General features: G+C 60.7%; 9 protein-coding genes. 5 read left to right on the plus strand and 4 right to left on the minus strand.

The window, feature by feature from the left end:
- Positions 1-40 precede the first annotated feature (40 nt).
- On the plus strand, positions 41-829 hold the full coding sequence (locus K0H47_RS28275) for a helix-turn-helix domain-containing protein (RefSeq protein ID WP_093208800.1): 789 nt from the start codon (positions 41-43) through the stop codon (positions 827-829).
- Between the two features lie 160 nt (positions 830-989).
- Here the strand turns inward: K0H47_RS28275 and K0H47_RS28280 are convergent, their stop codons facing one another.
- Positions 990-1991, minus strand: coding sequence for an ABC transporter substrate-binding protein (locus K0H47_RS28280; RefSeq protein WP_063029193.1), 1002 nt, complete (start codon positions 1989-1991; stop codon positions 990-992).
- A gap of 161 nt (positions 1992-2152) precedes the next feature.
- Between K0H47_RS28280 and K0H47_RS28285 the strand changes: the two genes are divergently transcribed.
- Both K0H47_RS28285 and K0H47_RS28290 read left to right on the plus strand, forming a co-directional pair.
- Positions 2153-2584, plus strand: a complete 432-nt coding sequence (locus K0H47_RS28285; RefSeq protein WP_063029191.1) for a hypothetical protein — start codon at positions 2153-2155, stop codon at positions 2582-2584.
- A 46-nt stretch (positions 2585-2630) separates the two neighbouring features.
- Positions 2631-5861: an ATP-binding protein gene (locus tag K0H47_RS28290; RefSeq protein WP_063029189.1), complete on the plus strand. Its 3231-nt coding sequence runs from the start codon at positions 2631-2633 to the stop codon at positions 5859-5861.
- A gap of 58 nt (positions 5862-5919) precedes the next feature.
- Here the strand turns inward: K0H47_RS28290 and K0H47_RS28295 are convergent, their stop codons facing one another.
- The 3 genes from K0H47_RS28295 to K0H47_RS28305 all read right to left on the minus strand — a co-directional run bounded on the left by K0H47_RS28295 (position 5920) and on the right by K0H47_RS28305 (position 8622).
- On the minus strand, positions 5920-7164 hold the full coding sequence (locus K0H47_RS28295; protein WP_063029187.1) for a zinc-dependent alcohol dehydrogenase: 1245 nt from the start codon (positions 7162-7164) through the stop codon (positions 5920-5922).
- A gap of 296 nt (positions 7165-7460) precedes the next feature.
- Complete coding sequence (locus tag K0H47_RS28300; protein WP_063029185.1) at positions 7461-7862, minus strand: VOC family protein; 402 nt, start codon at positions 7860-7862, stop codon at positions 7461-7463.
- Between the two features lie 16 nt (positions 7863-7878).
- Positions 7879-8622, minus strand: coding sequence for an SDR family NAD(P)-dependent oxidoreductase (locus tag K0H47_RS28305; RefSeq protein ID WP_063029183.1), 744 nt, complete (start codon positions 8620-8622; stop codon positions 7879-7881).
- 139 nt (positions 8623-8761) lie between these two features.
- Between K0H47_RS28305 and K0H47_RS28310 the strand changes: the two genes are divergently transcribed.
- Together K0H47_RS28310 and potE are read left to right on the plus strand one after the other, a co-directional pair.
- Positions 8762-9658 carry an AraC family transcriptional regulator gene (locus tag K0H47_RS28310; RefSeq protein ID WP_201264139.1) on the plus strand — a complete coding sequence of 299 codons (897 nt, stop codon included), beginning with the start codon at positions 8762-8764 and terminating at the stop codon, positions 9656-9658.
- A gap of 49 nt (positions 9659-9707) precedes the next feature.
- Positions 9708-11024: a putrescine-ornithine antiporter gene (gene potE, locus K0H47_RS28315; RefSeq protein WP_219273980.1), complete on the plus strand. Its 1317-nt coding sequence runs from the start codon at positions 9708-9710 to the stop codon at positions 11022-11024.
- The last annotated feature ends 73 nt before the right edge of the window (positions 11025-11097 follow it).

An 11097-nucleotide genomic window follows, 5' to 3' on the forward strand; every position in this document is an offset into this window, starting at 1 on the left:
CGTAACGGCTTGTTACCGACTAACGCCAATGAGCCAGTAAATGCCGCCTAAAGGACATGACAAAACCGTGCGCCGCAGCGTGCCCGGGCTTTCCAGCCTGCCGAGGCCGGTGTATGGCCGCACCGAATCCCTGCCCAACCGCGCACTGACCCGCCGCCACAGTCACCCGTGGGTGCAGTTGTCCTACGCGATATCCGGGGTGCTGGAGATCCAGACCAGTGTCGGGCGCTTCGTCGCGCCGCCCCAGCGGGCCGTGTGGATCCCGGCCGGCATGCCACACCGGGTGTTCAGTTCGCCCCATACCGAGATGCGCAGCTTGTACCTGGATTGCAGCGTCACCGGCTGGGCGGCCGACCGCTGCCAGGTGCTGGCGGTGAGCAGCCTGTTGCGGGAGTTGATTCGCAGCTTCAGTGAATTGCCGGTGGAATATGCCGAGGACGGCCCGGATGGGCGATTGGCCCAGGTAGTACTGGACCAGTTGGCCGCTGCACCTCAGGTCGACCTGATGTTGCCGCTGCCCGCCGACAGCCGCTTGCGCCAGATTTACCGCAGCCTGAACCTGCACCCCGAGCAGCAAACCACCCTGGGGCAATGGAGCCAGAAACTGGCGGTCAGCGAGAAAACCCTCAGCCGGCTGTTCCTGAGCGACACCGGCCTGACCTTCCGCGCGTGGCGCCAGCGCTTGCGTTTGCTGAGCGCCCTGCCCGCGTTGGAGCAAGGCGAACGGGTGACCGATGTGGCATTGGCCTGCGGCTATGAGTCCACCTCGGCTTTTATCAACGCCTTCCGCCAGCAGTTCGATGCCACACCGGGGGAGTTCTTCCGCTGATCATCAGACAACAAAGACCCAAAATGAGAACGGGATCCCCTGTGGGAGCGGGCTTGCTCGCGAATGCGGTGGATCAGTCGATACATGTGCTGGCTGACCCACCGCATTCGCGAGCAAGCCCGCTCCCACATTTTTGTGTGCGTTTCAATTCAGAATAAAGTCAGCTCCCGTCAGCGCCATGGGCCTCCTCAAAGAAGTAATCCTTCCAGCTCCCCGCCTTGTTTTTCAGCACGCCCAACGCCTGCAATTTCTCCGCATAAATGTAGGTACGCTGCGGCACGATGGTGAAGTCGATTTCCGGGTCCTGCACAATCTTCTCCACCAGCGCCAGCGGCAGCTTCGACTGCTCGACACGAATGTATGCCTGGGCCGCTGCCGGTTTGTCAGCCTTGATAATCTTCTCCGCCTCGGCCAACGCGTCATAGAACGCCTTGTAGGTCTTGGGGTTTTCGTCGTGGAATTTCTCGGTGGTGTACAGCACGTTGAACGTGGCCGGGCCGCCGAGGATATCGTAGGAACTCAGCACCTTGTGCACCTTGGGATTCAACAACTCCTGGTACTGGAACGGCGGGCTGGAAAAGTGCGCGTTGATCTCTGAACCGCCAGCAATCAACGCGGCAGTGGCGTCCGGGTGCGCCAGGCTGATGGAGATGTCATCGAACTTCTTGTAGTTGCCATCGCCGAATTGCTTGGCGGTTTCAATCTGCAAGGTGCGCGACTGGAAGCCCACGCCCGCCGCCGGTACGGCAATGCGGTCTTTTTCACTGAAGTCCTTGAGGGTCTTCACGTCCGGGTTATTGGTCAGCAGGTAATTGGGCATCGACCCCAGCGAGGCGATAGCCTTGACGTTCTGCTTGCCCTTGGTACGGTCCCACAGCGTCAGCATCGGCGGCACACCCGCTGAAACCACGTCCAACGCGCCGGCCAGCAACGACTCGTTCATCGCGGTGGCGCCGGAAATGCTGCTCCACTCCACCTTGATGTCCAGGCCCTGCTCCTTGCCGTGTTTCTCGATCAGGTTCTGGTCGCGAACCACGTCGAGGATCAAGTAGCCAATGCCGAATTGCTGGGCGATGCTGATTTTGCCTTCGGCGTGTGCACCAAGGCTGAGGAGCGCACTGGCTGCTGCCAGGAGCGTCAGGGTGGGTCGTTTTATTATCATGAGAACGCTGCCGCGACATTGAGAAGGGCTGCGAGCGTAGCGACCAACCTGCGGTGCGAAAAAGAATATCGGGATCTATGGATATACGAAAAACACTGCCCGCCGACCCTTTCGGCTGGTATGGTGCCGCCCTTGAAAAAACCGCTGCGAGGAAATCGACCTTGAACTCTGACGAAAAAATGACCGGTGACCTGTTCGAAGTGGACAAGCGCCTGTCACTCAAGCCCGTGGTGGACTTCAACAACTACCTGCGCAGCGCCTTCGGCGATGGCCCCTGTACCTGCATCCGCTGCGTCGCCAGCGAAGGTAACGAGGCCGGTTACGAGTTCCAGCACACCTTCGATTTCGATGGCAAGAAAGTCCACCGCCGCTTCGCCTCCACCGCCGGCAGCGACGTGCTGCTGATGCTGAAAAAGGCCTGGTTGTCCTACACCAAGGCAGAGTTGCCGCCGACTGGCGCGCTGGCGCTGGACACGGTAAAAGAGTTTGTCGAGCCGCAGTTGCACAAACGCGTGGCACCGTTGTTTTTGGCCAGTGGCTTGGTCAAGGATGTGGAAGGCGAGTTGCGGATGCAGCCGCAGGTGGCAGGCTGATCGCGTAAGGGACACCCCCGTCATCAAACACCAGGGAATGAATTTGATGAACCAAGAAAGCATCACCCGTTACTGGCATGCCGTCGAATTGCTACAGCCCCAGTCGGCACCAAAAATCGAGAAGCGCGACAGCCTGCCGTCGTCATTTTTTCACGACATCAATGCCGGGCGGCCGGTGATGCCTTGGACGGAACAAAGCCCGATCGCCCGGCAGCCGATTGCCGGAAACCGAATCTGGAGCCATACCCTCTTTGCTCACCTGTACGACAGCAAGCTTGTCGCGGAAAAGCTCAAGGCGCTTTACGGCGCCGACCAGGGTTACCGGGAACAACCCAAAAGCCGCGAGTCTGCACTGTTTGCGCTGAAGTTCACCGCGCAGGGGATGATGGTGCAAGACAGCCTGGTGCTGTCCAGCGAAGCCTGGTTCCTGGGAAAAGCGCTGACAGGGAAAGATTGGAAAAGAGGCTTCGACGAGGACCAGAACGCCCTGCGTGAAGACATCAAGCCGTTGATGGGCGGACAGGTCGACGCCGCTGCGTTGCTTGAGTTGACCGCCAGGATTCGACGCTTTCTGGGCGTGGATGAGTTTTTCCAGGAATTGGCGCTGTTTCGGCACCGGTTTCGCTCCACTCCCGTCAAGGAGAAAAAGCCGGAACCGGAAGACGACCCGCTCAACAGCTTCCTGCTGTCAGACCTCGCCGATGTGTCAGACAGCCTCAGCAAAGGCACTACCAGCAAGGCACTTGATCAATACCTCAAGCGGCACAGCCCGGAAAACCGTCTGCACGTCGATGAAGACGATGCCTCGGCGCAGTTGATCGAGCGTCTGACCCCGAAATATTTCGCCCCAGGTTGCTGGCCCGCAGAGCGCCACCTGGGCCTGGTGCACTCGCAGCAGTTGGCGGTGAACACCATCATCGACACCCTGGCTGAGGGTGAGGGCCTGATTGGCGTCAACGGTCCTCCGGGAACAGGCAAGACCACCCTGCTGCGGGATCTGATCGCCGCCGTCGTCACCCGACGCGCCGATGTACTCGCCAGCCTGTCGCGCGCCTCCCAGGCCTTCGTCGAGGGCATGCCCGAAAAAGTCGGCGACGGGGCTGATTTTCAGAACATCCACAAGCTCGACCCGGCCTTTTTTGGCTTTGAAATCGTGATCGCGTCTTCGAATAACGGCGCCGTTGAAAACGTCACGATGGAGCTGCCTCAACGGAACAAAATCGACGAAAGCTGGCTGCCGGAGGCCGACTATTTCGGCGAACTGGGTGAGTTGGTCAGCGGACAACCGGCCTGGGGACTGATTTCCGCGGCACTTGGCAGCAAAGCTCGGCGCAAAGCCTTTGTCAGCCGTTATTTTTACGGCCAGGCACCCGAAAAAACCAAGGCTGGCAACAAGGTCGATGAGGCAACCGAATGGCTGCCCGCCCTGGATGCCGAAGAGCTGGATGACGAACCTGAGGCCGCCGACAGCGAATCCGGCGAATCGCCTGACGAAGACATCAGCACCCCGCGCGGCTTCCTCGGCTGGCTCAAGACACACGCCGATACCACCCGAACAACAGCTCAGCGCCAGGACAACTGGCGGCAAGCTGTCGCTGCCTACAACGCAGCAAAAGCCCGCGTTGAGCAAATGAGTGCCGACGCCAACGGCATCAATGCGCAGCTCCTCGCGTTGAACGCCTTATCCCAACAGGTCACTGAGCGATCAGACGCTCTGCGGCAGTCAAGCCAAAACATAAAGGATGTTGAGGCGCAGCTGACGCAACTGGATGAGGTTGAGTTCAAGCCTGCCCGGCACCTGTTGCAAGAGTGCCTGCTGGAACTGCAACGCCTTCAGCAGAACAAACCCGGATTTTTGGCCAACCTGTTCAGCTTCTGGGGTGCCCATCGCAACTGGAGCACGCAGCGGCGACTGATCAGTGCCAGGCACCTGATCGCAGAAGAAGACTTCGAACGCATCAAACGCAGTACGCTTCGCCTGACCGCTGAACGCACACGGCTCGATGACCTCAGTCGCGCAGAACACCAAGCCCTGACGCTTCTCCAGGAACGCCAGCGTCAACACGTTGAACACGTCACACGCTTGGCGCAAACCTGCAAGGCCGAGCATCTCCTGGCCTGGCTGCGTCATGGGATCATTGGCCGTGGCGAGGCAATCGAGCTGGTTGAGCCCTGGGCCATTAAGGGTTGGCGAGAGACACGGGCCCAGGTATTTATCCAGGCGCTCAAACTGCATCAATGCTTCTTTGAACTTGAAGCCAAACGGATTCGCGCCAATCTGTTCTTCATCAACAGTGTGCTGCAAGGCGGTCGATTCCAGGGTGTCTCACGGGATGCCATTCGCTCAAGCTGGGCCTCGCTGTTCATGCTCGTGCCTGTGTTGAGCAGCACCTTCGCCTCCTTTGCGCGGTCGTTCGGCTCCCTGGGTGTCGGTGAAATCGGCTGGCTGCTGGTGGATGAGGCCGGTCAGGCAACCCCACAAGCTGCCGTCGGTGCCCTTTGGCGTGCGCGTCGCGCTGTACTGGTAGGCGACCCCTTGCAACTCAAGCCCATCATTACCGTCTCCGATGCTGTACTCGAACACATGCGAACGCGCTACGCGGTTGACCCCCACTGGCTACCCAACCGCCAATCCGCCCAGACCCTGGCCGACGAAGCCACCCTTTGGGGGCGAATGATGGGGCCTGCCCAAGACAAGCGCTGGGTTGGCCTGCCCCTCGTGGTGCACCGACGTTGTGACCGGCCGATGTATGCCTTGGCTAACCGAATCGCCTATGACGGTGTCATGGTATTTGGCACCCTCAGCCCAAGCCCGGAGAAGGAAACCACTGCTGGCCTGCCGACCGGCTGGATTCAAGCGAGCGGAGCTTCCACCGGCAACTGGGTCGCCGCCGAGGGCACTGCGCTGCAGTCCTTGCTGGGCAGGTTGCGTGACGAGGGGGTGAGCATTGCTGATATCTCGGTCATCACGCCGTTCCAGGCCGTCAGGGAACGCATCAAACAGCTGCTTCCGCGCAAGATGGTCTTTGGCACTATCCATACCATGCAAGGTAAAGAAGCCGCCGTGGTGATCATGGTGCTGGGCGGTAGCAGCGAGAACCCGGGCGCGCGCGACTGGGTAGTCTCCGAACCCAACTTGCTGAACGTCGCCGCGACACGCGCCAAGCGGCGGTTCTACGTGATTGGTGACCGCAACGACTGGCGCCATCGGTCGTTATTCTGTGATGTGATGGACTTACTGCCACTGCAACAGCTTGAGCTGCCCGTTTCGTCGTGAGCGGGAAAGGGTTGGCCTTGACGTAGCATAAACCGCACCGTCAAGGCCCTGCCTTTTGCTAAACCAGGGCTGCACCCTGCCCCTGGAACACCGGGGTCATTTCTTCCAGCGGCTCGGTCAAAGGCCGGTTATCCGCCACGGGTAACAGGATCACCTTGCGGCAATCCTCTTCGCACTTATCAAACAGTTCATAACCGCGCGCCGCCTGTTCCAAGGACAGCCGATGGGTGACGATCGCCTCCGGGTTCAGGTGCCCCAGTTCGATATGTTCAAGCAGCTCGGGAAGAAAGCGCTGCACGTGAGTCTGGCCCATCTTGAACGTCAGGCCCTTGTCGAAAGCATCGCCGAACATGAAGCCATGGATAAACCCCGAGTACACCCCCGCCACGCTCACTGTCCCGCCCCGGCGCACCGCGGCAATGCATTGACGCAAGGCTTTGCCGCTGCTGCCTTCGAGCTTGAGGGTGGCGAGGATGGTTTCAGTCGTGCTGCCCTTGGCTTCGAACCCTACGGCGTCCACCACGCCATCCACACCGCGCATGCCCTTGGTCTGGCGAATGATGGTGTCGGCAGGGTCATCGTCGTCCTCGAAGTTAACCGGGATCACACCGTACATTTGCTGGGCGTACGCCAACCGATAGGCATGCTGGTCAACCATGAAAATCTGCTCGGCACCGAGCATGCGTGCACACGCAGCACTCAGCAGCCCCACGGGCCCAGCGCCGTAGATCGCGACGCTGGAACCTGCGCCGATACCCGCATTGGTCACCGCCTGCCAGGCGGTGGGCAAGATATCGGAAAGGAACAACACTTTGTCATCCGCCAAGGTGCCGGGCACTTTGAATGGCCCGGTATTGGCCTTTGGCACCCGCACCAGTTCAGCCTGGCCACCAGGAACGCCACCGTACAGACGGCTGTAGCCAAATAGCGCCGCACCCGGTGGAATGGCTTTTTTATTCAGGATCGCACCGCGCCCATCGTTGGTGGTTTCGCAGGCAGCGAACTGTTGCAACTGGCAGAAGAAACAGTCGCCACAGGCAATCACGAACGGAATAACCACGCGGTCACCGCGCTGTACCTGGGTGACCGCCGGCCCGGTTTCCTCGACGATGCCCATGAACTCGTGGCCGAAAATATCACCGTGCTCCACCGTTGGAATCTTGCCCCGGTACAAGTGCAAATCGGAGCCGCAGATAGCAGTGGCCGTCACTCGCAAAATGATGTCGTCGGGTTGTTCGATAATCGGATCGGGAACGGTATCGACCTGTACTTTGTGGGCGCCCTGGTAAGTCATCGCTCGCATGGCCTGCACTCCTGTTGTTGAGGTGATTACCTAGTTAAGGGGTGCAAGCACGGCTGCGGTTCAGTTGAACAGCGACGCCAACCGATAAGTGGTCGCCGGGATGGAGTGGCTTACACGTCAATAATCGTGGTGCCCGCGATGGTTTCGGCAAACCCTACACCCAACACGCGCCCCGGCGTTGCGAACCCCGGTTGGCGTTCACCGGCCAACACCCGACGCGCGGCTTCCACCGCCGCCAAGGGCGGTATAGCTGTAGCGTCCGGTGTAGCCCGTGGCGCCGTAGATCATTAAGGTTTTCATTGGGTGTGCTGCCAGTTCTTGTAAACAAATTCCAGACTGTAGCCGTCGGGGTCCAGCACGTTGGCGGCGTAGTAGTTCGGGTCATAGTGCAAACGTGCATCCGGTGCGCCGTTGTCGACAGCACCGGCATTGATTGCCGCCCGGTAGGCCGCATCGACCTCGGCCCGGCTGCCGGCGACAAACCCCACATGCACCGCCCTGCCCTCAACCACACCCTCGCGCAACCAGAAGAATATCCGCCCATTGGCGCCGAAACCCTTGAGGTCCGGATGGCCGGGTGGGCCGTCCTTGCCGTCGTAGTCGTGGCGCGTGGTGATACCCAGCGGTGTCAGTGCGGCCTGGTAGAAATCGATGGAACGTTGAATATCGCTGACCGACAAAAAGACATGATCCAGCATGCTGTAGCCTCGCTTTTCAGATGATGTAACCGCCCGCGACCTCGATCGTCTGGGCATTGATCCAGCGGCCTTCCTCCGATAGCAACATGGCGATCACGCGCGCCACGTCCTCAGGCTCGCCCACTCGGCCGAGGGCCGTTTGGGAAGCCAGCAGCGCCTCGAATTCATCATTGAGCCCGCCGCCCAGTTCGGTGCGGATGGCTCCCGGGGAGACGGCATTCGCACGGATCTGCCGCTCGCCAAACTCCTTGGCCATGTAACGGGTCAGTACATCCAGCGCGCCCTTGAAGGCTGCATAAGGCGCAACTCCGGCGGTGGCCACGCGAGTCGTGGCACTGGTGAGGTTGACGATGCAGGCCTGTGCTTGCAGCAACGGCAATAACGTTTGAGTCAGGAAAAAAGGGCCTTTGAGGTGCACATTCAGCAGGCCGTCGAACTGGGCCTCGGTGACCGACTCCAGGGGATTGAACAGGCCATAGCCGGCGTTATTCACCAGCCCACTCAAGCCACTTACGCCCCAGGTCGCCGACAACGCCCGTTTTACCGCCTCGCCAAAACCGTCAAAGGAACTCACGTCAGCCACGTCCAATGGCAGCGCGACCGCCTTGCCGCCTGCAACCTCAATCTTCTGCACTACGGCGTGTGCGGCCTCTGGATGGCTGTTGTAGGTCAGGATCACGCCCATGCCTTGTCGGGCACACAACTCTGCGGTGCTGGCACCAATGCCACGGCTGCCGCCGGTGATGAGGATAACGCCCATGTGTGGCTCCACTGCTTGCTCAAATGAGTCACCACAGTAGGCCTGCGCGCCTGAGCCGGCGCAGCGGTTCCTGCTCGAAACCTGCCTGTTTCTGCTTTTTGCTTGCACAGGGCCCACCTGGGCGCTCAGCATGCCCGGCATGAACACACAACTGATCGAACTGCGTGCCTTGGCCGCCAAGGCCGAAAACCGCCGCACTGAAACGGGTATACCGCGGGTGGCCATGGTCCAGGGCGCGATTCCCGAGCACATGCTGGCCGCCGTGTATGACCCGATGATCAACCTAATCCTGCAGGGCAGCAAATCCATGACCGTGGGCGACCGCACCCTGCGGTACGACCCGGCGACGTATTTCGTGATGTCCATCGAGCTGCCCGCGGTGGGCACTGTGCACCCGGCGGCGACCGGTGAACCCTACCTGGCGGTCAGCCTGACACTGGACCCGACGGTACTCGCGACGCTGCTGAGCGACTTGCCCGAACCTGCCGGGCGCTACGACCACAATGCCGGCTTTTCCGTGGCCGCCGTCACTCCGGAGTTGATGGACGCCTGGCTGCGCATGCTGCGGCTGATGGGCAACCCCGAGGCGATCGCCGCCCTCGCACCGGTTTACGAGCGCGAGATTCTCTACCGTGTACTGCAAGGCCCCCACGGCTGGATGCTGCGTGAAATCGCCGCGCCGGACACCGCAATGGCCCGGGTGAGCCAAGCCATCCAGTGGATTCGCCGGGACTTCGCCGAACCGATCCGGGTAGAAGCCCTGGCGCAGAAAGCCGCGATGAGCGTGTCAGCCTTCCACCGCCACTTCAAGGCCGTCACCAACCTGAGCCCGTTGCAGTATCAAAAACGCGTGCGCTTGCTGCAGGCCCGCACACTGATGGTAGCCAGCGCCAAAAACGTCACCAGCGCCGCCTTCGAAGTCGGCTATGAAAGCGCCACCCAGTTCAGCCGGGATTACGCCCGGGTGTTCGGCCTGCCACCGGCTCGGGACGCGGCGCGAATCCTGGGAGAAAACCGAGGCCCGAAGGCACAGTGACCACAACATGCTAGCCTGCCTTCGCACGCCCCACGACAAGGAGTTGCCGATGGCCGAGCCAAGCAAAAAGATGAGCCTGATGGGCCTGACCACCCTGGTGGCGATCAACATGATGGGCTCGGGCATCATCATGCTGCCCGCCAGCATGGCGCAGTTGGGCGCGATCTCGCTGCTGTCGTGGCTGATCACCGCCGTGGGCTCGATGGCCATTGCGTACTGCTTTGCCCAGTGCGGCCTGTTCTGTACCCGCACGGGCGGCATGTCGGCCTACACCGAAGAGGCCCACGGCAAGTCCGGGTTCTTCCTCTGTTCGTTCCTGTATTTCCTGTCGCTGATCATCGCCAATGTGGCGATTGCGATTTCGGCGGTGGGCTATCTGTCGTCCTTCATCCCGTGGCTGGGCAGCGGGCCGATCCCGTTGTTTATCGGCACCCTCGGGCTGATCTGGCTGACCACCATTGCCAACTTCGGCGGCCCGCGCCTGACTGGCCGGATCGGCGTGGTCACCGTATGGGGCGTGATCATTCCCGTGGCGGGCTTGAGCGTGTTCGGCTGGTTCTATTTCAAAGCCGAGGTGTTCAGCGACGCCTGGAACCCCAACCAGTTGCAACTGTGGGATGCGATTGGCGCGAGTATCCCGCTGACCCTCTGGGCGTTCCTCGGCATGGAGTCCGCGGCCCAAGGCTATGACGCGGTGGAAGATCCCAAGCGTACCGTGCCGCTGGCCTGCCTGTTGGGCACCCTCGGCGCGGCGCTGGTGTATGTGCTGTCGACCACGGTGATTCAGGGCATCGTGCCCAACGCTGAACTGGCCGAGTCTTCTGCGCCGTTTGCCCTGGTGTATGCGCAGATTTTCACGCCGCTGGTGGGCGATATCATCATGGCGCTGGCGGTGGTGGCGTGCATGGGTTCGCTGTTGGGCTGGCAATTCACCTTGGCGCAAACGGCCAAGATGTCGGCGGACCAGCGTCTGTTTCCGCGGTTCTTCAGCCGGGTGAGCCGTGCCCAGGCACCCGTGTGGGGGCTGATTGCCTGCGCGGCGTTGCAGAGCCTGATTGCCTTGTCGACCGTCTCGCCCACGGCCAGTGCGCAGTTTGGCAAGTTGGTGAACCTGGCGGTGGTGACTAATTTGATTCCTTACGTCACTGCGCTGACTGGGCTGCTGGTGATGATGCACAAAGCGCGGGTGGCGGCCTCGATTTATGCACGCAATACCACGGTGTTGCTGATTGCCGTGGGGTATTCGCTGTATGCGATTTATGCGTGTGGTGAGGAGGCGGTGTTTGGTGCGACGCTGGTGTTGGCGTTTGGGTATCTGTTGTATGGGTTTTTGGCGCGGCGGTTTGTTACGGCCGGTGGGGGGTGAATATCCGTTATTTAGGTAACGGCCGCTTATGGTTCCGCTCTTACAGCGGCTCACTTTTGAACAGCGCAAAAGT

Origin of the sequence: Pseudomonas sp. Xaverov 83 (assembly GCF_019352905.1) — a bacterium.
Lineage (GTDB): Bacteria > Pseudomonadota > Gammaproteobacteria > Pseudomonadales > Pseudomonadaceae > Aquipseudomonas > Aquipseudomonas yamanorum.

What these genes read in the sequence shown, in the direction of transcription:
- potE (WP_219273980.1), top strand. Translation starts at nt 9,708, where the DNA reads ATGGCCGAGCCAAGCAAAAAGATGAGCCTGATGGGCCTGACCACCCTG.
- K0H47_RS28275 (WP_093208800.1), top strand. Translation starts at nt 41, where the DNA reads ATGCCGCCTAAAGGACATGACAAAACCGTGCGCCGCAGCGTGCCCGGG.
- K0H47_RS28280 (WP_063029193.1), bottom strand. Translation starts at nt 1,991, where the DNA reads ATGATAATAAAACGACCCACCCTGACGCTCCTGGCAGCAGCCAGTGCG.
- K0H47_RS28305 (WP_063029183.1), bottom strand. Translation starts at nt 8,622, where the DNA reads ATGGGCGTTATCCTCATCACCGGCGGCAGCCGTGGCATTGGTGCCAGC.
- K0H47_RS28295 (WP_063029187.1), bottom strand. Translation starts at nt 7,164, where the DNA reads ATGCGAGCGATGACTTACCAGGGCGCCCACAAAGTACAGGTCGATACC.
- K0H47_RS28300 (WP_063029185.1), bottom strand. Translation starts at nt 7,862, where the DNA reads ATGCTGGATCATGTCTTTTTGTCGGTCAGCGATATTCAACGTTCCATC.
- K0H47_RS28290 (WP_063029189.1), top strand. Translation starts at nt 2,631, where the DNA reads ATGAACCAAGAAAGCATCACCCGTTACTGGCATGCCGTCGAATTGCTA.
- K0H47_RS28310 (WP_201264139.1), top strand. Translation starts at nt 8,762, where the DNA reads ATGAACACACAACTGATCGAACTGCGTGCCTTGGCCGCCAAGGCCGAA.